Origin of the sequence: Pseudonocardia charpentierae, assembly GCF_031845345.1 — a bacterium.
Lineage (GTDB): Bacteria > Actinomycetota > Actinomycetes > Mycobacteriales > Pseudonocardiaceae > Pseudonocardia > Pseudonocardia charpentierae.
On record NZ_JAVREJ010000007.1, the window covers coordinates 230,038 to 252,360 of the forward strand.

Sequence of the window (22,323 nt, forward strand, 5' to 3'; positions counted from 1 at the left end):
GTGGACGGATGACGGCAATGATCAGCAGCCGGGTGAACCGCAGCTACCTGTTCGCACCCGGCCACAACGCGAAGCTGCTGGACCGGGTGTTCACGGCGGGCGCGGACGCGGTGATCCTCGACCTCGAGGACGCGGTTCCGGAAGACGCCAAGGACCGCGCGCGGCACATGGTCGCCGCGGCGATCCAGGACCGCGCCGCACTGGTGCGGGTCAACCCGCCGCGCACGGACACGTGCGCCGCGGACCTCGACGCGGTCGCACCGCACGCCGCCGCCATCCGGATCCCGAAGTGCGAGTCGGCGGAGGACGTGCTGTGGGTGGCCGCCCGGGCCGGCGGGCTGCCGCTCGTGCCGGCGATCGAGACGGCCCGCGGCGTGCTCGCCGCGGAGGAGATCGCCTGCGTGCCGGGCGTCGCACACATGAGCATCGGCGGCCTGGACCTGCTGCGCGACCTCTACGCCGGCGACGGCGGCCTGCCGATGCTCTACGTGCGCAGCCATCTCGTCGTGGTGTCCCGGGCGGCCGGGCTGCCCCCGCCCGTCGACAGCGTCTATCCGTTGATCGACGACGACGCCGGGCTGCGCGCCGAGGCGGAGTTCGTCCGGTCGCTGGGCTTCGGGGCGAAGTCGGCGATCCACCCGCGACAGATCCCGATCCTGCACGAGGTGTTCGCGCCGTCGGCCCGCGATCTGGAGTGGGCGCGCCAGGTGCTCACGGCGTTCGAGGCCGCCGGCCGGGGCGCGACCCGCCTGCCGAACGGCGAGTTCGTCGACCTGCCGGTGGCCCAGCGCGCGCAGCGGCTGTTGGAGATCTCGGGCCCCCAGTGGAGGCACGACCCCCTGGGAGCGTGAACGCGCGCGCGGCGGCGCCGGGCGGGCACTAGCGTGCACGGGTGCGCATCCCGGCTCGCGGCGCGGCCCGCGGTCTGACCGCGGTCGCGGTCCTCGCCCTCGCCCTCACCGCGTGCGGCGGCACGCCTGCCACGCCGACGCCCTTCCCGACGGCCGCCACGTCGTCCGCTCCCGGGCTGCGTGTGCTCGTCACCGGTCTGGAGGTGCCCTGGGGCGTCGCGTTCCTGCCCGACGGCGCCGCGCTCGTGACCGAGCGGGAGTCGGCGCGGCTGTTGCGCGTGGCGCCCGACGGCGCGGTCACCCCGGTCGGGACGGTCGCCGGGGTCGTCGCGCAGGGCGAGGGCGGTCTGCTGGGTGTCGCGGTCTCGCCGGACTTCGCGACCGACCGCACGATCGTCGTCGCCTACACCTCGGCGGCCGACAACCGGGTGGTGCGGCTGCGCGTCGGCGCCGACGGCACGGTCGACGGTGCCGCGCAACAGGTTCTGGTCTCCGGGATCGTCAAGGCCGGGATCCACAATGGCGGGGCGGTGGCGTTCGGCCCGGACGGCCTGCTCTACATCGGCACCGGAGACGCCGGGCGCCGCGCGCCCGCGCAGGACCGGGCCGACCTCGGCGGCAAGATCCTCCGGGTGACCGCCGACGGGGCCCCGGCGCCGGGCAATCCGTTCGGCACGGCCGTCTACAGCCTCGGCCACCGCAACGTGCAGGGCCTCGCGTTCGCGCCCGACGGCACGCTCTACGCCGCCGAGTTCGGGCAGAACCGCGTCGACGAGATCAACCGGATCACCGCGGGCGGGAACTACGGGTGGCCGGAGGTGGAGGGGGTCGGGAAGCGCTCGGGCTTCACCGACCCGCTCGTCACGTGGCCGACCGCCGATGCCTCCCCGAGCGGGCTCGCCTTCGCCGGCGGCGCGCTGTACGCGGCGGGGCTGCGCGGCGAGCGGCTCTGGCGCGTGCCGGTCACGGGCCCCGGTGTCGTCGGCACGCCGGAGGCGCTGCTCACGGGCGAGTACGGGCGCCTGCGCGGGGTGGCTCCGACCACGGACGGCACGGCGCTGTGGACGACGACGAGCAACCGCGACGGCCGCGGCGACCCGGCGCCGGACGACGACCGGATCCTGGTGGTCCCGCTGGCCCCCTGATCTCCCGATCCCGGCCCCGGCCCCGGCTCCCGGCCTGCTCGGCGCGGGTGCCACGCTGCGTGTGCGCCGATCGCCGTGGACGATCTGCACCGTGAGCGAGGGAGCCGCGTGAGCGACGGTCAGAACGGCAGCCGTTTGCGCCGGTTCGGGTGGAAGGCGTTCCTGCTGGCCGCCGTCGTCGTCGCGATGGTGTGGCTGGTGGTCGCACAGCGCGCGCGGATCGTGGAGTCGCTCGGTCTGCTCGCGCGCGCCAACTGGTGGTGGATCGGCGCAGCAGTCGTCGCCCAGGCGGTGTCGATGGGGGCGCTCGCCCGCCAGCAGCGCCGCCTGCTCGGCGTCGGCGGGAGCCGGATCTCCCTGGCCGGCGTCATCGCGACCACCTACGCCGGCAACGCCATCTCGGTCGGGCTGCCGCTCGCCGGCCCGGCGGCGGCCACGGTGTTCGCGATGAAGCGCTTCGTCTCTCTCGGCGCGGAGGCGTCGGTCGCCGGGTGGGCGCTGGCCGTCTCCGGGGTGTTCTCGTCGTTCGCGCTGGTCACCGTGGTGGCGCTCGGGGCGGTGGTGTCCGGTTCCGGGCTGGCGGTGGTCTCCGCCGCGATCGGGGTGCTCGGTGGCGCCGTGCCGCTGGCGGTCCTGCTGCTGTCACTGCGCCGCCCGGGACCGCGGCGGCTCGTGGAGCGGCTGGGGACGCGCCTGGTCGAGACGGTGCAGCGGGTCAGCGGGCACCCGCACGGCGACCCCGAGGAGATCGTCCAGGAGCAGCTCGAGGAGGTCACGGCACTGGAGCCGGACCGTCCCACGCTGTGGATCGCGGCTCTGCTCGCCGCGCTGAACTGGCTGGCCGATGCGGCGTGCCTGGCGTTCTCGATCCTGGCCGTGGGCGGGGAGGTGCCCTGGGAGGGCCTGCTCCTCGCGTGGGCGGCGGGCACGGCGGTGGCGTCGCTCGGCCTGACCCCCGGCGGCCTCGGCGTGGTCGAGGCGGCGCTGAGCTCGGCGCTGATCGCGACGGGCCTGGTCGGGTCGACGGCGATCGCGGCGGTGCTGGTCTACCGGATCGTGAGCCTGTGGCTGGTGCTCGCGGCGGGTGGGCTCACGCTGCTGGGGCTGGGCGGGCCGAAGGTGATCGGGGCCGACGAGTCCGACGACCGGGCCGACCCGGCGCGGTCCGCCTGACGCGTCAGCGGCTGGCCGCCTTCCGGGTGGCGGCCGTCAGCAGGCGCCCGTTGCCGACGGGCAGCAGCCGGGCGAGCTTGTCCAGGACCACGGCGTCGCGGCCCACCAGCACGCGCGGACGCCGGCGGTGCACCGCGCGCAGGATCGTCGCCGCGGCGTCGGCCGGGTCGAGGGTCAGCAGCTTGTCGAAGGAGTCGCGGCCGGCCTCCCACTGCGCGGCCGGGAGACCCGTGCCCACGACCGCGTTGCGGGCGATGTTCGTCCGGACGCCGCCCGGGTGCACGCACGTGACGCCGACGCCGGCGGGCGCCAGCTCGCCGCGCAGCGACTCGAGGAACCCGCGGACGGCGAACTTGCTGGCGCAGTAGGCCGTCTGCCCGGGCGGCGCGACGATCCCGAAGATGCTGGACAGCGCCACGACGTGGGAGCCCGGGTGGGCGGTGAGCACCGGCAGCAGGGCGCGGGTCATCGTGACGACGGCGTGGAAGTTGACCGCCATCACGGCGTCGAACTGGGCGGCGTCCACCTGGTCGAACCGCCCTGCCAGCGCGACACCGGCGTTGTTGACGAGCAGCGTGGTGTCGGGATGGGTGGTGGCCAGGGTCTCGCCGATCCGCGCGGTGGCGTCGGCGTCGGCGAGGTCGACGACGTACGTGGCGATGCGCAGCTGAGGCAGGGTCGCGCAGATCGACTCGGCGACCCCGGCGATGCCCTCGCCGTCGCGGTCGAGCAGCACGAGGTGGCTGCCGCGGTCCGCGAGGCCGCGGGCCAGCGCCGCGCCGATCCCGCTCGCCGCCCCGGTGATCACGGCGGTCCCGCCGTCGAACACGTACCGGCGCATCAGGCCACTCCCTGCCTCGTCGTGTCTGGAAGGCCACCTTCATGTCGCCTGGTGTCCTGAAGGTGGCCTTCCAGACACTCGGAGGGCCCCTCAGGGGCGGGGGAGAACCGGAGGTGGCGGCGGTCCGCGATCCGGCCCCACCGCAGCACGAGCAGGTCGCGCAGGTAACTGTTGCTCAGCCGCCACGGTCCGGTCGAACCCCGGCGCGGCAGCCGGTCCGCCGCCCGCAGCACGTAGCCCGACCGCAGGTTGATCAACGGGGCGAGGCCGTCCGACGGCGGATCGACCACCGTGACGACGGCCTGGCCGTGCGCGCGCATCCGACGCAGCAGCCGGCAGACGTACGTCGCCGCGAGGTCCGCCTTGAGCGTCCACGACGCGTTGGTGTAGCCGAAGGTCAGCGCGAAGTTGGGGACGCCCGAGAGCAGCACGCCCTTGTAGACCACGGTCCGGCCGGGCTCGACCTCCCGGCCGTCGACCCGCAGCGTCGCACCCCCGAGCATCTGCAGCGAGAGCCCGGTCGCGGTCACGACGACGTCCGCGGGCAGCTCGGTGCCCGAGGCGAGCGCGACACCGTGCTCGGTGAGCGTGGCGATCCGGTCCGTGACCACGGACGCGCCGCCGTCGCGGACGGCCCGGAACAGGTCGCCGCTCGGCACGACGCACAGCCGCTGGTCCCACGGGTCGTAGGCGGGGGAGAAGTGCGTGTCGACGTCGAATCCCGCGGGCAGCTGCGCGCGGGCCGCGTCGAGCAGCTTCCGACGCATGAGGGCGGGACGCCGACGACTGAGCTGGTACAGGGACGTCACGAGGGCGATGTTGCGGGCCCGCACGAGGGCGGCGGCCCAGCGCAGCGGCATCCGACCGCCGAAGAGCTTGCGGGCGAGCGGGTCGCGGGTCGGCACCGACAGCACGTAGCTCGGCGAGCGCTGAAGCATCGTCACGTGCGCCGCCTCCCCGGCGAGCGCAGGCACCAGCGTGAAGGCGGTGGCGCCGCTGCCGACGACGACGACCTGCTTCCCGGCCCACCGCAGGTCGGCGGGCCAGTGTTGCGGGTGCACGATCTCGCCCGTGAACCGGTCCGCCCCGGGCAGCGCCGGCTCGTACCCCTGCTCGTAGCGGTAGTAGCCCGAGCAGAAGTACAGGAAGCGGCAGGTGAGCTCGACGGTTCCGGCGGCGGTCTCCGCGGTGACCGTCCAGCTCGCCGTGGTGCTCGACCACTCCGCCGCGACCACACGGTGCCCGAACCGCACTCGCCGGTCGATCCCGCGCTCGCGTGCGGTGTCGTCGATGTAGGTGCGGATCGTGGCGCCGTCCGCGATGGCCGTGGTGCGGGTCCAGGGGCGGAAGGCGTAGCCGAGGGTGAACATGTCGGAGTCGGAACGGACCCCGGGGTAGCGGAACAGGTCCCAGGTGCCGCCGATCGCCTCGCGGGCCTCGAGGACCGTCCAGGTCAGCTCCGGGGAACGGTCCTGCAGGTGGGCGACGGCGCCGACGCCCGACAGGCCCGCCCCGACGACGATCACGTCGACGTCGACGCGTTCGGATCCCATGGAGTCCGAACCTACCCCCGCGACGAGGACGGTGGCGTCAGGATGCGGCGGCGGCGCCCGACAGCCCCGGGCCCGCCAGCTCGCGGGACATGCTGCGTGCGGAGACCGTCAGGAGCTGTCGCACGGAGTCGACTCCGCGCAGGTCCGGCACGACCGTCTCGAGTGCCGCGACGACCTGCCCACCCGGGCCGACCACCGGCGCCGCGACGGTCGTCTCCCCGGCCACGAGCTCGCCGTCGCAGGTCGCGATCCTGGTCAGGCGGGTCACCGACAGCGCGTGAAGCAGCTGGTCCGCGCGGGTCAGGGTGCGCGGCGTGAAGCGGGGCAGCCCCGTGACGACGAGCGAGCGGGCGACCGCGGCGGGAGCGAACGCGAGCAGGACCTTGCCCAACGCGCTCGCGTGGAGCGGGAGCTGTGCCCGTGCCCCGAAGGAGGTGGGGGGTGCCCAGCCGGACTTCTCGACGTAGGCCACCCGCATGTCGCGCAGCACACCCAGCCGGGCGGGGCGGCCGGTGACGGCGGCGAGATCGTCGAGGACCGCGGGGGCGAGCTGGGCGACGGTCGGGCCGTCTGTCGTACCGGTCGCGCAGAGACGGCCGAGGGCCGGTCCGGTCCGGTACCCGTCGGACGAACGCTCGAGCAGTTGCGCCGCAGTGAGCTCGGTGACGAGGCGGTGGGTGGTCGTCAGGGGGATGTGGGTGATCCGCGCCAGTTCGGACAACGACCACTCGCTGCCGTCGGCGAAGACCATGAGGATCGACGTGACCTTGCTGGTGACCGTCCGCCCTGACTCCACCGCGTTACCTGCCATCGTCGGCCTCCCCGTCGCCCCTGATCGGTGATTGCCACCGTCACAGGTGAGGCCGGGCGGGGTGAAGGAAACGTTCTCGTTCAGTGGAAACGCTCTCACTCGTCGGGAACGCATCGTCTCGACGGCCTGGTCGGGGACGGCTCTGGCACTCTCGGGTCTGCCCTGCCGCCGATCCTCCGGAGCGTCTCGTGAGTACACCTGCCCCCACCGTCGCGCTGGTCAACGGCGGCCGGATCCCCCAGCTGGGCCTCGGCACCTGGCCGCTGGACGACGACGGTGCCGAGAAGGCCGTCGCGACCGCCGTCGAGGCGGGATACCGGCTGGTCGACACCGCGGAGAACTACGGGAACGAGCGCGGGGTCGGCCGTGGCCTGCGCGCGTCGGGCGTGCCGCGCGAGGAGCTGTTCGTCACGACGAAGTTCAACCGGCGCTGGCACAGCGTGGACGGGGCGCGGGAGGCGTTCGAGCGCAGCGCGGAGCGGTTGGGCGTCGACTACCTCGACCTCCTGCTCGTGCACTGGCCCAACCCGGACCAGAGGCGGTACGTGCAGGCGTTCGAGGGGATCGTCGCCCTGCTGCGCGAGGGACTGGTGCGCGCGGCGGGCACGTCCAACTTCACGCCGATCCAGCTGCAGGAGGCCATCGACGCCACGGGGGTGACCCCGGACGTCAACCAGATCCAGCTCAACCCCTACGTCGCCCAGGTGCCGTGGCGGGAGTTCGCTGCCGAGCGCGGGATCGTCGTCGAGGGCTACTCGCCGCTCTGGCGCGGCCGCGACCTGCTCGACGAGCCGGTCGTCGCCGAGGCGGCGCGCGCACACGGGAAGACGCCGGGACAGATCGTGCTGCGCTGGCACACGCAGCTCGGCGTGGTGCCGGTGCCCAAGTCGGCCGACCCGCAGCGGCAGGCGGAGAACCTCGCGGTGTTCGACTTCGCGCTGACCGACGACGAGATGGCGGCCCTGTCGGCACTCGACCGCGGGAGCGAGCTGGCGACCGATCCGGCGACGTTCGGGCACTGAGGTCAGGTTTCCGAGCTGAGACGGCGCTCAGGCAAGCGATAGATCGCTATCGCTTTCTGGGTACCGTCGGTCGTACCTGAACCAGGGAGGTACGCCGATGACGGAGACGTTGCAGGACGAGACCCGTGAGGCTCCTACGCTGCCGCTGCACATGCGGCGCGACGGCTTCGATCCCGTGCCGGACATGGCCGCGATGCGCGACGACGAGGGCGTCCGCGAGGTGGACACGGCCTTCGGGATGCCGGCGTTCCTGGTGGCCCGCCACGCCGACGTCAAGGCGGTCCTCGCCGACAGCGTCCGGTTCAGCAACGAGAGCCGCCGCGCGTTCGACGCCCCCGGGGCTCCGAAGTTCAGCGACGAGGAGCGCGAGCGGATGCGGGCGGGCAACCTGCTCGGGGTCGACCCGCCTGAGCACACCCGGCTGCGTCGGATGCTCACTCCGGAGTTCACGGTCCGCCGCATGCGCCGCCTCGAGCCGCGGATCATCGAGATCGTCGACGACCACCTCGACGCGATGGAGAAGGCCGGGGCGCCCGCAGATCTCGTCGCCGACTTCGCCCTGCCGATCCCGTCGCTGGTCATCTGCGAGCTGCTCGGTGTCCCGTACGCCGACCGCGCGGAGTTCCAGGAGCGCACGAGCAAGCTGCTCGACATCTCGCTGCCCATGGACGAGCGCATGGATCTGGGCCGGGCGAGCCGCGATTACATGGCGGACCTCGTCGCGCGCGCCCAGGCCGCGCCGGGCGAGGACATGCTCGGGATGCTCGTGCGCGAGCACGGCAGTGGGAACGACGGGGACCTGACCACGGACGAGCTGATCGGCATCGCCGGGCTGCTGCTCATCGCCGGGCACGAGACCACATCGAACATGCTCGGGCTCGGCACCCTGGCCCTGCTGCGGCACCCGGACCAGCTCGCGCTCGTGCGCGACGACCCGGCGGCGGTCGCGCCTGCGGTCGAGGAGCTGCTGCGCTTCCTCGGGATCGTGCACTCGGGCATCCCGCGCACCACCACCGAGGACGTCGAGGTCGGGGGTGTCGCGATCCCCGCCGACTCGCTGGTGATCCTGGCTCTGGCCGCCGCGAACCGCGACCCGCGGGTCGTCGCCGACGGCGACCGCCTGGACATCACCCGCGACGCCGCCGGGCACGTCGCCTTCGGTCACGGCGTCCACCACTGCCTGGGTGCGCCGCTGGCCCGGATGGAGATGCGGACCGCGTTCCCCGCGCTGCTGCGCCGCTTCCCGGGACTGAAGCTCGCCGTTCCCTTCGAGGAGGTCGGGTTCCGGGCCTTCCACTTCATCTACGGGCTGCAGTCGCTGCCCGTGACCTGGTGAGGGGCTGGATATGAAGATCGAAGCCGACCGGGACATCTGCATCGGCGCCGGGATGTGCGTGATGAACGCCGAAGAGGTGTTCGACCAGGGCGACGACGGGATCGTCGTGGTCCTGGAGGCCGATGTCCCTCCGGAGCACGCCGACGCCGCCGCGCGGGCGGTGGCGGGCTGCCCGTCCGGGGCCCTGCGCCGTATCGAAGACTGATCATGCTGCCGACCCGCTGCTACCGTGCGCCCGTGACGGACCCGCCCGGTGACGGCACAGGGGCGGGGGAGCGTGGCCTGCGCCTGGACGCCGCACGCAACCAGGAACGCATTGTCGCGGCCGCCGCCGCGGCCTTCGCCGAGCTCGGCGGCGACGTGACGCTCGACGAGGTGGCGCGGCGGGCCGGCGTGGGCGTCGCGACGGTGTACCGGCGGTTCCGCAACCGCGACCAGCTGGTCCGGGCCGTCGTCGCGCACGTGCTCGCTGCGGAGATCGAACCGGTCGCCGCGGTCGAGACCGACGACCCGTGGCGCGACCTCGCGGCCACCCTCGAGGCGAGCGTGGCGGCGGTCGCGGCGCACCGTGACGTCGTCGCGCTCGCCCATGCGGCCGGTGGGATCGACGTCGACGTCGTCGACCGGTATCTGCACCGGCTGGACCGGCTGCTCAGCCGGGCGCGGGCCGCAGGCCTGGTCCGTCCGGAGCTGGAGCCGCGCGACGTGGCCGTCGCGGTCGTCATGGTGCTGGCGACGATCCGCCGCGACGTCGGGGGCAACGGTGCGGTGAAGACCGACGCCGCGAGCGGGGACTGGCGCCGCTACCTCGCGCTGCTGCTCGACGGCATGCGGCCCGCGCCCGTCCCGCTGCCCGCCCGCCGCTGACTTCGGGTCCGGTTCAGCGCGGCCCGAGCGCCTCGATCAACGTGGCGATGCGGGCGAAGCCGGCGGCGGTCTGGTCGAAGCCGTGGCGCATCTGCGCGAATCCGCGGTGCATCTGCGCGAACCCCTCGTCCACCTTCGTCTCCAGCACGTCGACCCGCTGCTCCAGCCCGCCGATTCGGCCTTCCACGCCACCGAGCCGGCCCTCCACGCCACCGAGCCGGCGTTCGACGCGGTCGAAGCGTTCGGCGGTCTGGATGCCCAGGGCGTTGATCGCGGCCCGGCAGGCGTTGACCTTCACCCCGACATCGGCGATGTCGCGGTCGTGCGCCGCAGCAAGGTGCCGCGCCGCCGCCGCGTCGGCGGCGACCTCCTCGACCCGCGCCTCCAGCCGCGCGAGGCGGGCCTCCGGGTCGGGTGGCTGAGTCACGTCGCGGAGCCTACCGAGCGGGTGCCCGGCTCGAGGCCGAACGAGGGAACCGTCCGCAGTTGGCCGGCGAGGTCCGGGGCGCCCAGCCGGTTGTCGATCTCGACGTGGGGTGCGGCGGGCGTCACGTCGATCCGCATCGCGGCGAGGAAGGCGTCGAAGGTGGCGAGCTTGCCGGTGTCGCGCGGTGAGCCGCGCTGCTCCAGCCGGGCGCGCAGTGTCGCGGCGTCCGAGCGGACCCACACCAGCCGCACCGGCTCGCCACCCAGCGCATCGACGAACTCCGCCCACGCGGGGCGTTCGTGGATCTGCGTGGTGAACGGTCCGGACAGCAGCACAGGGCAGCCGTGGGCGCGGATCTCGCGGGCGGTCGCGGCCATCCCGGCGTACTCGTGGACCTTGACGTGCCGGTCGTACCAGGGCCCCTCGCGCTCGCCCGGTGGGCGCCCGCCCGCCGCCAGCGTCGTTGCGACGAACCCGCCGTACATCGTGTCCTTGTCCAGGAGCGCCGGCACCGGTTCGAGGACGGCGAGCAGTGCGGCCGCCACAGTGGACTTCCCGGAGCCGGGCGGCCCGGCGACGACCCAGGCCGGAGCGGCTCGCGGGGCGGGCGGTTCCATGCTTCGAGAGTAGGGCCGCAATCTGGGCGAAGGGCGCTTATCCTCCGCGCTCCCGGGGAAGGCGACCGCGAGCTGTCCGGCCGGCGCGAGTTGTCCGGCGAGGTGACTGGAGGAGCCACGTGGCCCGCAACGTGTACGTCACCGCGCTGGAGCCGGGGAGCGGCAAGTCGGCCGTGGTCCTCGGGCTGGCGGAGGTGCTCTCCCGTCGTGCGGGGAGACTGGGGTACTTCCGGCCACTGATCGGCTCGGGATCGGCGCGGGACGCCGACGTCGAGCTCGTGATCGAGCGGTTCCGTCTCGCCCAGAGCTACCGGGAGTCGTACGCGCTCAGCTCGGACGACCTGCACGACGTCGCCGCCGAAGGGGCCTACGGGGACCTGCTCAAGCGCGTGCTCGACGGCTACCGGGCGGTCGCCGACGGCAGCACGAGCAGGCAGCAGCCGGTCGCCGGCGGGGAGGCCGCGCCCTCGGCGGTGGCGGACGCCGCGGTGACCGCTGCCACCACCGGGCCGCCGGACGTCGTGATCGTCGAGGGCAGCGACTTCACGGAGGCGTCGCTCGCGGTGGAGCTCGTCCTCAACGTCGACTCGGCCAACCACCTCGGCGCCCCCGTACTGCTCGTCGTCAACGGGGCCCGGCGGTCGGCCGAGCAGGTGCTCGACCTGGTCGGCCAGGGCATCACCACGCTGCGCGAACGGGGCTGCACGCTGATCGGCGTCGTGGCCAACCGCGTGAGCCCCAGCGTCCTGGACGCCGTGCGCGCCGGGTTGCCCGAGGTGGCGGGTGAGATCGTCGCCGCGGCGGTCCCGGAGTTGCCGATGCTCGCGGCGCCCACGGTCGCGGAGGTCGCCCAGGCGCTCGACGCGCGCTACCTGCAGCCCGTCGACGGCGACGGCGAGGGCGGGGCGCACCGCGAGGTCGGCCGGCTGATCGTGGGGGCGATGGGGCTGGAGCACTTCCTCGAGCGCATCGTCGAGGGCGACCTGGTGATCACCCCGGGCGACCGCGTGGACATCATCGCCGGGAGCCTCGCCGCGCACCTGTCGGGCACCTATCCCGGTGTGGCCGGGCTGGTGCTGACCGGCGGTGAGGTCCCGCCCGCGGTGTGCCGGCTCGTCGAGGGCTACGGCGACGCGGGGATCCCCGTGGTGGCCGTCGACGGCGACACCTACACGGTGGCGCGCGCCGTCACCGGTGTGCGCGGGGCGATCACCGCGCAGAGCGCGAGCAAGATCGCTGCCGCGATCGGCCTGTTCGAGGAGAACGTCGACACCGCGGCGCTCGTCGAGCGGATCGACCTGGCACGCCCCACGCGGATGACGCCGCTGATGTTCGAGCACGCCCTCATCGAGCGGGCGAAGGCCGACCGCCGCCACATCGTGCTGCCCGAGGGCAACGACGACCGGATCCTGCGTGCCGCCGATCAACTGCTCCTGCGCGGTGTGGTGGACCTGACGGTGCTCGGCGTCGAGCGCGACATCCGTGCGCGGGCCGCGACGCTCGGGCTCACGCTGCCGGGAGTGCGGATCGTGGACCCGCTGACCTCGCCGTACCGCGAGGAGTTCGCCGGGACCTACCACGACCTGCGCAAGCACAAGGGCGTCACCGCCCAGATGGCCTTCGACCAGATGGGCGACGTGTCGTACTTCGGCACGATGATGATCCACAAGGGGCTCGCCGACGGCATGGTCTCGGGCGCCGCGCACACCACCGCACACACGATCCGGCCGGCGTTCGAGTTCATCCGGACCGCACCGGGCCGCCGGGTCGTCTCCAGCGTCTTCCTCATGTGCCTGGCCGACCGCGTGCTCGTCTACGGCGACTGCGCGGTGGTGCCCGACCCGAACCCCGAGCAGCTCGCCGACATCGCCGTGTCGGCGGCCGACACCGCGTTGATGTTCGGCATCGAGCCCCGGGTGGCGATGCTGTCGTACTCGACGGGGGAGTCGGGGACCGGAGCGGACGTCGACAAGGTGCGGGCGGGCACCGAGCTGGCGCGCGCACTGCGACCGGACCTGCCGATCGAGGGCCCGATCCAGTACGACGCGGCCGTCGACCCGGACGTCGCGCGGACGAAGCTGCCGGGCAGCGCGGTCGCGGGGCGGGCCACGGTGTTCGTCTTCCCCGACCTCAACACCGGCAACAACACGTACAAGGCGGTGCAGCGCTCGGCGGGCGCCCTCGCGATCGGGCCGGTGCTCCAGGGGCTGAACAAGCCGGTGAACGACCTGTCGCGCGGAGCGCTGGTGCCCGACATCGTCAACACCGTGGCGATCACCGCCATCCAGGCCCAGAACATGGAGTCGACGTGATCCCCGTCCTCGTGCTGAACGCCGGCTCCTCGTCGTTGAAGTACCAGCTCATCGACATGGACGACCGGTTGGTGGCGGCGTCCGGACTGGTCGAGCGGATCGGGGAGGCCGAGGGTCGCCTCGTCCACCGCGCCTCCGGTGCCGACGAGCTGACCGAAGAGGGGAAGATCCCCGACCACGGTGCGGCGCTGGACCGGGTGCTCGCCGCGTTCGAGCGCACGGGTGGCCTGACCGAGGCACCGTTCGCGGTGGGGCACCGGGTGGTGCACGGCGGCGACCGCTTCTCCGGGCCCACCGTCGTCGACGACGACGTGCTCGCCGAGATCCGCGACCTCGTGCCGCTGGCTCCGCTGCACAACCCGGCGAACATCGCCGGGATCGAGGTGGCCCGCAGCCGGTACCCGGACACGCCGCAGGTCGCGGTGTTCGACACCGCCTTCCACGCCGCGATGCCGCCGCACGCGTGGCGCTACGCGCTGCCCCGCGACCTGGCCGACCGGCTGCGGATCCGCCGCTACGGCTTCCACGGCACGTCGCACGCCTACGTCGCGCGCGCCGCCGCCGCACACCTCGGCCGTCCCCTCGAGGAACTGACCCTGGTCACCCTGCACCTGGGCAACGGCTGCAGCGCCGCGGCCGTCGCGGGCGGGCGGAGCATCGACACGTCGATGGGGCTGACCCCGCTCGGCGGGTTGGTGATGGGCACGCGCAGCGGCGACCTCGACCCGGGGATCGTGGCGCACCTGCACCGCGAGGGCGGCCTGGACCTCGACGCGATCGACACCCTGCTCAACAAGGAGAGCGGGATGAGGGGCCTCGCGGGCTCGAACGACCTGCGCGAGGTGCACGCCCGCGCCGACGCCGGGGACGCCGACGCGGCCGAGGCGCTCGACGTGTTCTGCTACCGGATCCGGTGCACCGTCGGGGCGTACGCGGCGGCGTTGGGCAGGCTGGACGCGCTGGTGTTCACGGCGGGGATCGGTGAGAACGACGCCGACGTCCGGGCGCGGGTGTGCGCCGGGCTGGGCGTGCTCGGGGTCGAACCGGACGAGGCGCGCAACGCGGAGCGGTCGCGGGAGACCCGGACGATCTCGGCGGACGGCAGCGCCGTGGCCGTGCTGGTGGTGCCGACGGACGAGGAGCTGGAGATCGCCGAGCAGACCCTCGCGGTGGTCCGGGGAGCCGCGCCGATGTAGCGAAAGTGGCGTTCAGTGCGTTGAGTGCACCGAAAGCCGCTTTCGCTACATCCACGCGCGCTACGCGGGCCGCGGCCGGCCGCTCAGCCCGACCAGAAGCCGCGGATGTGGCGCTCGAGGGTGTCGGCCGCCAGCGACAGGTCGTCCATGCGGTCGAGCACCACGCGGATCCGGTCCAGCTCCGGCGGCGCCGCGTGCAACGCGGCCAGCTCCGCGCAGCGTGGCCAGCTCGCGCTCCGGCGGCAGGTGGTCGCCGACCTTGAGCGCACCGCTGAGGATCTGCGCCTCGACGGCCTCGACCATGAGCTGACAGGTGAGCGAGCGGGTGACCGGCCGCCAGCCGTCCGCTACGGCTCGACCGGAGAGGTCTTCGGTCATACCGTGTGATCCCGCTCTCAGAACCGCCGCCACGGAGTTCGTCATCGTCGACCACGATCCGGAGCCCACCACATGTTCCAGCAGGATCTCGCCCCACTCGGGAGCTTGACCGTCTCCGCGCTCGTCGCCCTGCTCCCACTCCTCACGATCTTCGTCCTGCTCGGCTGGCTGCGCGTCAAGGCGCACTGGGCCGGGCTCGCCTCCGTCGCGGTCGCGATCATCGTCGCGGTCGCCGCCTACCGGATGCCCGTCGGGCTCGCCCTGTTGTCGGCCACCGAGGGCGCCGTCTTCGGCCTCTTCCCGATCATGTGGATCGTCTTCACCGCGATCTGGCTGTATCAACTCACGGTGGTCAGCGGGCGCTTCGACGACCTGCGCACGGCGTTCGGCTACATCTCCGACGACCCGCGCTGCCAGGCCATCATCATCGCGTTCTGCTTCGGCGGACTGATGGAAGCCCTCGCCGGGTTCGGCGCCCCGGTGGCGATCACCGGCGTGATGCTCATGGGGCTGGGCTTCGCGCCGATCCGGGCGGCGGTGGTGGTCCTGCTCGCGAACACGGCGCCCGTCGCCTTCGGCGCGATCGGCACGCCGATCATCACGGCCGGCGCGCTCACCGGCATCCCGTACCAGGAGATCGGCGCCTACGTCGGCCGGCAGACCCCGCTGCTCGCGTTCATCGTGCCGCTGCTGCTCGTCCTGCTCGTCGACGGCGCCCGGGGGGTGCGCCAGACGTGGCCCGTCGCCCTGTCGGTCGGCGTGACGTTCGCGATCGCCCAGTTCGTCGCGTCGAACTACATCTCGGTCGAGCTGACCGACATCATCGCGTCCTTGCTGGGCCTGGCCGCCGCCGTGGTCGTGCTGCGGTTCTGGACCCCGCAGGGCGGTGAGGAGGCCAGGGAGCGGCTGCGCATCCAGTCGGCCGAGGAGACCGCGGGGACCGGTACCCGGGACCGCGACGAGACCGCGCTCGGCGGCAGTGGCGGGACCGGCGCAGGAACGACCCGCACCGTCGAGCAGGCCCCGGTGGCCGAGTCGGCGCGCCTCTCCGGCGGACGGCTGTTCATGGCTTTCCTCCCGTACCTGCTGGTAATCGCCGTGTTCTGCCTGGCCAAGCTGGTCGCACCGCTGACGAAGGCGCTCGCGGCGACCGACTGGAAGATCAAGTGGCCCGGGCTGGACGGCAACGTCCTCAGCCCCGCGGGCAAGGCCGTCAGCACCACCGTCTACAACTTCCAGTGGCTGTCGTCGCCCGGCACTCTCCTGCTGATCTGCGGGATCCTCACGGCGCTGGTCTACCGGCTGTCGCCGGCCAAGGCGGCGGGGGAGTTCATCGCGACGGCGGTCAAGCTGCGCTTCGCCTTCCTCACGGTCGCGAGCGTGCTCGCCCTGGCCTACGTCATGAACCTCTCGGGCCAGACGACCACGGTCGGCACCTGGATCGCGGGCACCGGGGCGGCGTTCGCGTTCCTGTCGCCGATCCTCGGCTGGCTCGGCACCGCGGTGACCGGCTCGGACACGTCGGCGAATGCGCTCTTCGCGACCCTGCAGCAGACCGCGGCGGAGAAGGCGGGGCTCGACCCGAGCCTGCTGGTGGCCGCCAACACCTCCGGTGGCGTCGTCGGGAAGATGATCAGCCCCCAGAACCTGACGATCGCCGCCACCGCGGTCGGTGTCGTCGGGCGCGAGTCCGACCTGTTCCGCAAGTGCGTGCTGTGGAGCGTCGGCCTGCTGGTGCTGCTGTGCCTGCTCGTCGGTCTGCAGTCCACGCCGGTGCTCGGCTGGATGCTGCCCTGAGATGTACCGATCTGAGACGCAATCCCACCACGACTGCGACAACTGATAGGACCGCGAGATGACCGTGGACCTCCGTGTGATCCGCGAACTCGAGGCGATCGTCGGAGCGGACTTCGTCCGCACCGAGGCCGGCGACGTCGAGCCCTACTCCCGCGACGCCACCCCGACGTTCCGCGCCGTCCCCGACGCGGTCGTCTGGCCGCGCACCGCCGAGGAGGTGGCCGCGATCCTCAAGCTGGCCACCGCCCGGCACGTGCCGGTGGTGCCGCGCGGCGCCGGGTCGAACCTGTGTGCGGGGACCCTCGCCGACCGCGGCGGGATCGTCCTGGTGCTGACGCGGATGGACGAGATCCTGGAGGTCAGCTCGGACGAGCTGCTCGCCCGGGTCGAGACCGGCGTCACCACCACCGCGCTCTCCGACGCAGCCGCCGCCAAGGGCCTGCTGTACGCGCCGGACCCGGGCAGCCGCACCGTCTCCACCGTCGGGGGCAACGTCGCCACCTGCGCAGGCGGGCTGCGCGGGCTCAAGTACGGCGTCACCCGCAACTACGTTCTCGGCGCCACCGCGGTGCTGCCCACCGGCGAGATCATCAAGACCGGTGGCCGGCTGTGGAAGGACGTCGCGGGCTACGACCTCACTCGGCTGCTCACCGGCTCCGAGGGCACCCTCGGAGTGCTGACGGAGGTGACGGTCGCGCTGCTGCCGATGCCGGCCTCGACCAACACGGGCGTGGCGTACTTCCCGACCTTGTCCGACGCCGGAACCGCGGTCGGCGCGATCATCGGCGCCGGGATCGTGCCGGCGACGCTGGAGTTCCTCGACGCCAAGTGCATCGGGGCCGTCGAGGAGTACGCGCACCTGGGGCTGCGGAGCGACGCCGGTGCGTTGCTTCTGTTCGGCGACGACGGCGCCGAGGACGTCGTCGAGCGCAACCTGACCCGCATCGGCGAGATCTGCACCGACACGAAGGCGATGGAGGTGACCCTGGCGGAGAACATCGCCCGCGCCCAGGCGCTGCTCGAGGCGCGCCGGTGCTCGCTGCCGGCGCTGTCGCGGCTGGGGACGATGACGATCCTGGAGGACGCCACGGTGCCGCGCCCGCGGCTCGCGGAGATGGTCGGCCGGATCGACGCCATCGCGGCGTCGCACGACGTCCCGGTGGCCACCTTCGGCCATGCCGGCGACGGCAACCTGCATCCGACGATCGTCGTCGACCAGCACGACGACGACGGGATCAAGCGGGCCCACGAGGCCTTCGGCGACATCTTCAAGGCCGCGATCGGGATGGAGGGCACGATCACCGGGGAGCACGGGGTCGGCGCGGCGAAGCTGCCGTACCTGACCGACCGGCTCGGGGCGGACCAGATGGCCCTGCTACGCCGGATCAAGGCCGCGTTCGACCCGGCCGGGATCCTCAACCCCGGGAAGTTGGGTTCATGACCACTCTGGATCCGAAGAAGCCCGGCGCCGGGACCGCGGCGCACGGCAGCCACGGGACCGGCGACCACGGTGCTCCGGCGCACGGAGGCAACATCTTCGACCCGCAGCTGCTCGACCGCTGCATCTCCTGCGGGTTCTGCCTGCCCGCCTGCCCCACGTATGCGCTGACCAAGGACGAGGGCTCGTCGCCGCGTGGGCGGATCACGCTGATGCGGGCGCTGGAGACCGGAAAGCTCGACGCGGACGACGACCGGCTGCAGACGGAGGCGTCGTTCTGCCTCGGCTGCCGGGCCTGCGAGCCGGTGTGCCCGGCAGGGGTGCAGTACGGGCACCTGCTGGAGACGTGGCGCGACCACCAGTGGCGCGGCGTGCACCGCCCGCCGCTGGCGCGGGCGCTGATGATGGTCGTCGACCGCAAGCCGCTCGTCCGGCTGATCGGCGCGGTCCGCCGTCCGGCGCGTACCCGCGAGTCGGCACGTTCGTCAGAGCGAGTCGGCACCTCGAGCAACGGCGCGACGCCCGCGGCACCGCTCACGCTGATGCTCGGCTGCTTCGAGCGGGGCCTGTTCCCCGGCGTGAGCAAGGCCGTGCAGAAGCTGCTGCCGCAGATCGCCGTGCCGGAGAACCAGGGGTGCTGCGGCGCACTGCACGCCCACAACGGCGACTCGGCGGGCGGCATCGCGCTGGCGGAAAAGCTGGGGGAGGAGCTGCCCGGGGTCATCGTGACGACCGCGGGCGGATGCGCGGCGCACCTCGCGACCGTGCTGGGCCGCGACCGTGTGCACGAGCTCTCGGAGCACCTGGTCAAGGCCGGGTACGAGCCGATCGGGGAGCTGACCGTCGACGACGGGAAGGGCGGCCGCCGCCGGGCGCGGGTGGCGATCCAGGACTCCTGCCACCTGCGCAACGGGTTGGGCGTGTTCGCAGAGCCGCGGGCGCTGCTCGGGGCGGTCGCGGACTTCGTGCCCGTCAAGGGCGACGGCTCGTGCTGCGGATCGGCCGGCACCTACTCGCTGTTGCGGCCGAAGGACGCCCGGCGGGTGCTCGACCCGAAGCTCGACGCGGTCGAGGCGGCCGGCGTCGACTACGTGGTGGCGGTTAACCCGGGCTGCCTGCGCCAGTGGCAGACCGGGCTGGCCCGGCGCAAGAGCCGGATCCGCGCCGTGCACCTGGCCGACCTGCTGGTCGCCGCGGCGGGCGGGCGGGCGCTGCCGACGGGGCTCCCGCTGGCCGCCCGGCTCCCGCAGGTCCAGCTGCCCTCGGGGCAGCGGGTGCGGCGGGTGTTCCGGCTGCGCAAGGACGCCGGGGCGGAGACGACGAGCGGCTGGAGCGCCTGAACCGCAGCTTCGATATGTCAGGAAGGCCACCTTCAGGACGTCACACGCCTTGAAGGTGGCCTTCCTGACATCTACATCAGCCTCGCGTCACCGGTCCTCGGCGAGGCGGCGCAGCAGGGGGTCCAGGCGGTGGTCGACCAGCCGACGCATCACCAGCGACGTCGACGTCCGCTCCACGCCGTCGATCGCGAGCAGCGCCCCGGCCACGCGGTACAGGTCGTCGGCGTCCCGGGCGACGACCTGTACCAGCAGGTCCATCTCCCCGGACGTCCCGAGCACCTCGACGACCTCCGGTACGGCCGCCAGCGCCGCGGCGACGGCGTCGAGCCGTCGCTGGGTCACCCGCACCTGCACGAACGCGGCCAGTGGGTAACCCAGCGCCGCCGGGTCGATCCGGCGCTCGAACGAGCCCAGCACTCCGCGTGCCTCGAGCGCGGCGAGCCGGGCCTGCACGGTGTTGCGGGAGAGCCCGGTGGCCTCTGCCAGCGCGAGCACCGTCGCTCGGGGGCTCGCGGAGAGTGCGCGCAACAGCCGGGCGTCCGTGCCGTCGACGACGCCGTCGGAACCGGGCACGGTGCCCACCCTTCCGAGGTGCGGTGTACGGAGATCGAGCGATCTGCTCAATGCAGACACTAGTGGTTGTGCACGAGGCGAGGAAATGTTGCCATCAACGGACAGACCGCGAAGGAGAAGCCGATGAGCACCGCAGCCGCCGCCGACCGGGACACCGCCGTCCTCGCCGCCGTGGAGCGCCGCGTCCTCTGGCTCGCCACCGCGATCGTGCACCACGCCAACCGCGTCCGCCCCAATCCGTCCGGGCTCAAGGTCGGCGGGCACCAGGCCTCCAGCGCCTCGATGACGACGATCATGACCGAGCTGTGGTTCCGGCACCTCCGCCCGCAGGACCGGGTGTCGGTCAAGCCGCACGCCTCGCCGGTGCTGCACGCGATCAACCACCTGCTCGGTGAGCTGCCCGCCGAGTACCTGACCACCCTGCGCGAGTTCGGCGGGCTGCAGAGCTACCCGAGCCGCGCGAAGGACCCCGACCCCGTCGACTACTCGACGGGGTCGGTCGGGATCGGGGCGACCGCGCCGATCTGGGGAGCGCTGGCCCGTCGCTACGTCGGGAGGTTCGACGACGCGGCCGGGAGCGGCCGGCAGTACTCCCTGGTCGGCGACGCCGAACTGGACGAGGGCGCCTGCTGGGAGGCCGTGCTCGACCCGATGGTCGGGGAGCTGGGCGAGGTCGTCTGGGTCGTGGACCTCAACCGGCAGAGCCTGGACCGGGTCGTCCCCATCCTCGGCGCCACCCGGCTGCAGGGCATGTTCGCCGCCGCCGGATGGCAGGTGCTGACGGTCAAGTACGGGCACCTGCTGCAGGAGCTGTTCGTCCGCCCCGGCGGCGACGCCCTGCGCGCGCGCATCGACGAGATGTCGAACCCCGAGTACCAGCGCCTGCTGCGCTGCACCGACGCGCAGCTGCGTGAACGCCTGCCCGGGGACGACCCGGACCTGCTCGCCCTGGTCGGCACCCTCGACGACGCCGCCCTGCGCGCCGCCGTCCGCAATCTCGGCGGCCACGACCTCGACGCGCTCGGCGAGGCCTTCACCGCGATCGACGACACCCGGCCCACAGTGATCTTCGCCTACACCGTCAAGGGGCACGGCCTCGCCACCGAGGGGCATCCCCAGAACCACTCGTCCCTGCTCACCGCGGCCCAGTTCGGCGAGCTCGCGGAGCGGCTCGGGACCGACTCCGACGACCCGTGGGCGCCGTTCGCGGACGAGTCCGCCGAGGCCTCGCTGTGCGGCGACGTCGCCGCCCGGCTGCGTCGCGACCCGGTCCCGGTCGCCGCACCGCCCGCCGTCCCCGCCGACCTCGGCCGCACCCCGTCGGGCACCGCCACCACCCAGGCCGCGCTCGGGCGCGCGTTGCTCGACCTCACCCGGTCGGCGCCCGAGGCCGCGGCCCGCGTGGTGACGCTCGCCCCGGACGTCAGCTCGTCGACCAACCTGGGCGGCTGGGTCAACAAGGTCGGGGTGTGGGCCGCCCGCGAGCGCGTCGACTGGTTCGCCGACGACCCCGAGACGATCCTGCACTGGCGCGAACGCCCCACCGGCCAGCACCTGGAGCTGGGCATCGCCGAGATCAACCTCGTCGGCCTGCTCGGCGAGCTGGGCGCCACCTGGAGCCGCTGGGGGCAGCCCCTGCTCCCGATCGGGGTGCTCTACGACCCGTTCGTCGAGCGCGCGCTGGAGCCGTGGTCGTTCGGCATCTACGCGGGCGGGCAGTCGATCCTGGTCGGCACGCCGTCCGGAGTGACCCTGGCGCCGGAGGGCGGCGCACACCAGTCCATCTCGACACCGTCGGTCGGGTTGGAACAGCCGGGCTGCACCACCTACGAGCCGGCGTTCGCGATCGAGGTCGAGTGGACGCTGCTGGCCTCGTTGGCCCGGCTCGGCCGCCCCGACGGCACGTCGGCATACCTGAGGCTCTCGACGCGGCCCGTCGACCAGGCGCTCGCCGCCGTGCCGGACGACCCGGCCGCCCGGGAGCGGCGACGGCGCCAGGTCGTGGCGGGCGCGTACCTGCTCCGCCGGGCCGACGGCCAACCGGCGGTCACGATCGCCGTCATGGGCGCGTCCGTGCCGGAGGCGCTGGCCGCCGCGGACCGGCTGGCCGCGCTCGGGCACGGCGCGGACGTCGTCTGCGTGACCAGCCCGGGTCTGCTCTTCGACGCGGTCCAGGCCCGCGGTGGGCGCGGCGACGGCGAGAGCTGGATCCTCGACGCGGCGTTCCCGGCCCGGCGGGCCGCGCCACTGGTGACACTGCTCGACGGCCATCCGCACACGCTGGCCTTCCTCGCGGGCGTCCACGCGATGCGGGCGGCACACCTGGGCGTCACGAGGTTCGGGCAGTCGGGCGACCTCGAGTCGGTCCACCGCCACCACGGCCTCGACGCCGACAGCGTGGTGGCCGCCGCGCTCGACCTCGTGTAGCCCGGCAGGTATTCCGGCCGGGGGTCGGCCACTCCAGGAAAGGACGGCTCCCCGTCCTCTCCTGGACGCCGACACCGAGGGGATACCGCCATGGGTGGATTCAACCGATCCTCGCAACACCTCGATCATGGAGGTGTCAGGTGGGGCGGCAGCCAGGATGGATGGTCACGATCACGGGACGACCGGCGATGCGGTCGCCGGGCCGCCCGCCGATCCGCC

At 73.3% G+C, this 22,323-nt stretch carries 20 protein-coding genes; 13 read left to right on the forward strand and 7 right to left on the reverse strand.

All coding sequences use genetic code 11. From position 1 onward, the window contains the following. Nucleotides 1–8 precede the first annotated feature (8 nt). The 3 genes from RM445_RS13015 (at nt 9) to RM445_RS13025 (ending at nt 3,169) form a co-directional block, all read left to right on the forward strand. Nucleotides 9–851: an HpcH/HpaI aldolase/citrate lyase family protein gene (locus RM445_RS13015; RefSeq protein WP_311556478.1), complete on the forward strand. Its 843-nt coding sequence runs from the start codon at nt 9–11 to the stop codon at nt 849–851. A gap of 41 nt (nt 852–892) precedes the next feature. Further along, complete coding sequence (locus RM445_RS13020; RefSeq protein ID WP_311556479.1) at nt 893–1,996, forward strand: PQQ-dependent sugar dehydrogenase; 1,104 nt, start codon at nt 893–895, stop codon at nt 1,994–1,996. Nucleotides 1,997–2,104: 108 nt separating this feature from the next. Next, complete coding sequence (locus tag RM445_RS13025; RefSeq protein WP_311556480.1) at nt 2,105–3,169, forward strand: lysylphosphatidylglycerol synthase transmembrane domain-containing protein; 1,065 nt, start codon at nt 2,105–2,107, stop codon at nt 3,167–3,169. 4 nt (nt 3,170–3,173) lie between these two features. Here the strand turns inward: RM445_RS13025 and RM445_RS13030 are convergent, their stop codons facing one another. Genes RM445_RS13030 through RM445_RS13040 form a run of 3 tightly spaced genes read right to left on the reverse strand, consistent with a single transcriptional unit; the run spans nt 3,174 to nt 6,374 of the window. Beyond that, nucleotides 3,174–4,010: an SDR family NAD(P)-dependent oxidoreductase gene (locus RM445_RS13030; RefSeq protein WP_311556481.1), complete on the reverse strand. Its 837-nt coding sequence runs from the start codon at nt 4,008–4,010 to the stop codon at nt 3,174–3,176. Continuing rightward, complete coding sequence (locus RM445_RS13035; RefSeq protein WP_311556482.1) at nt 4,010–5,563, reverse strand: flavin-containing monooxygenase; 1,554 nt, start codon at nt 5,561–5,563, stop codon at nt 4,010–4,012. The genes RM445_RS13030 and RM445_RS13035 overlap by 1 nt, the downstream gene beginning before the upstream one ends. A 37-nt stretch (nt 5,564–5,600) precedes the next feature. Then, nucleotides 5,601–6,374 carry an IclR family transcriptional regulator gene (locus RM445_RS13040; protein WP_311556483.1) on the reverse strand — a complete coding sequence of 258 codons (774 nt, stop codon included), beginning with the start codon at nt 6,372–6,374 and terminating at the stop codon, nt 5,601–5,603. Nucleotides 6,375–6,562: 188 nt separating this feature from the next. Between RM445_RS13040 and RM445_RS13045 the strand changes: the two genes are divergently transcribed. The 4 genes from RM445_RS13045 to RM445_RS13060 all read left to right on the forward strand — a co-directional run bounded on the left by RM445_RS13045 (nt 6,563) and on the right by RM445_RS13060 (nt 9,599). Next, entirely contained in the window at nt 6,563–7,396 is an 834-nt protein-coding gene (locus RM445_RS13045) for an aldo/keto reductase (protein ID WP_311556484.1), read from the forward strand. Between the two features lie 97 nt (nt 7,397–7,493). Further along, the gene (locus RM445_RS13050) at nt 7,494–8,732 is read left to right on the forward strand and encodes a cytochrome P450 (protein WP_311556485.1); all 1,239 of its coding nucleotides are present in this window, start codon (nt 7,494–7,496) and stop codon (nt 8,730–8,732) included. Nucleotides 8,733–8,742: 10 nt separating this feature from the next. Next, entirely contained in the window at nt 8,743–8,937 is a 195-nt protein-coding gene (locus tag RM445_RS13055) for a ferredoxin (RefSeq protein ID WP_311556486.1), read from the forward strand. Between the two features lie 32 nt (nt 8,938–8,969). Then, a complete protein-coding gene (locus tag RM445_RS13060; protein ID WP_311556487.1) occupies nt 8,970–9,599 on the forward strand; it encodes a TetR/AcrR family transcriptional regulator in 630 nt (209 codons plus the stop codon). A gap of 13 nt (nt 9,600–9,612) precedes the next feature. On the opposite strand, the gene RM445_RS13065 is transcribed toward RM445_RS13060, so the two are convergent. Continuing rightward, nucleotides 9,613–10,026, reverse strand: coding sequence for a hypothetical protein (locus RM445_RS13065; protein ID WP_311556488.1), 414 nt, complete (start codon nt 10,024–10,026; stop codon nt 9,613–9,615). Then, a complete protein-coding gene (locus RM445_RS13070; protein ID WP_311556489.1) occupies nt 10,023–10,643 on the reverse strand; it encodes an AAA family ATPase in 621 nt (206 codons plus the stop codon). The genes RM445_RS13065 and RM445_RS13070 overlap by 4 nt, the downstream gene beginning before the upstream one ends. A gap of 119 nt (nt 10,644–10,762) precedes the next feature. Between RM445_RS13070 and pta the strand changes: the two genes are divergently transcribed. Together pta and RM445_RS13080 are read left to right on the forward strand one after the other, a co-directional pair. After that, nucleotides 10,763–12,955 carry a phosphate acetyltransferase gene (pta, locus tag RM445_RS13075; protein WP_311556490.1) on the forward strand — a complete coding sequence of 731 codons (2,193 nt, stop codon included), beginning with the start codon at nt 10,763–10,765 and terminating at the stop codon, nt 12,953–12,955. After that, nucleotides 12,952–14,151, forward strand: a complete 1,200-nt coding sequence (locus RM445_RS13080; RefSeq protein ID WP_311556491.1) for an acetate/propionate family kinase — start codon at nt 12,952–12,954, stop codon at nt 14,149–14,151. The genes pta and RM445_RS13080 overlap by 4 nt, the downstream gene beginning before the upstream one ends. An 83-nt stretch (nt 14,152–14,234) precedes the next feature. Here the strand turns inward: RM445_RS13080 and RM445_RS13085 are convergent, their stop codons facing one another. Next, the gene (locus RM445_RS13085) at nt 14,235–14,420 is read right to left on the reverse strand and encodes a hypothetical protein (protein ID WP_311556492.1); all 186 of its coding nucleotides are present in this window, start codon (nt 14,418–14,420) and stop codon (nt 14,235–14,237) included. A gap of 181 nt (nt 14,421–14,601) precedes the next feature. Between RM445_RS13085 and RM445_RS13090 the strand changes: the two genes are divergently transcribed. From RM445_RS13090 to RM445_RS13100, 3 genes are read left to right on the forward strand one after another with little or no spacing between them, the layout of a single operon-like run. Then, a complete protein-coding gene (locus RM445_RS13090; protein WP_311556493.1) occupies nt 14,602–16,326 on the forward strand; it encodes an L-lactate permease in 1,725 nt (574 codons plus the stop codon). Nucleotides 16,327–16,384: 58 nt separating this feature from the next. Beyond that, complete coding sequence (locus RM445_RS13095; protein WP_311556494.1) at nt 16,385–17,767, forward strand: FAD-binding oxidoreductase; 1,383 nt, start codon at nt 16,385–16,387, stop codon at nt 17,765–17,767. Then, nucleotides 17,764–19,104 (forward strand): (Fe-S)-binding protein, encoded by a 1,341-nt coding sequence (locus RM445_RS13100; protein WP_311556495.1) that lies wholly within the window; start codon nt 17,764–17,766, stop codon nt 19,102–19,104. Before RM445_RS13095 ends, RM445_RS13100 begins: the two co-directional genes overlap by 4 nt. An 87-nt stretch (nt 19,105–19,191) precedes the next feature. Here RM445_RS13100 and RM445_RS13105 read toward each other — a convergent pair whose 3' ends face one another. After that, nucleotides 19,192–19,677, reverse strand: coding sequence for an Lrp/AsnC family transcriptional regulator (locus RM445_RS13105; protein WP_311556496.1), 486 nt, complete (start codon nt 19,675–19,677; stop codon nt 19,192–19,194). Between the two features lie 123 nt (nt 19,678–19,800). Between RM445_RS13105 and RM445_RS13110 the strand changes: the two genes are divergently transcribed. Beyond that, nucleotides 19,801–22,104 carry a transketolase-like TK C-terminal-containing protein gene (locus RM445_RS13110; protein WP_311556497.1) on the forward strand — a complete coding sequence of 768 codons (2,304 nt, stop codon included), beginning with the start codon at nt 19,801–19,803 and terminating at the stop codon, nt 22,102–22,104. The last annotated feature ends 219 nt before the right edge of the window (nt 22,105–22,323 follow it).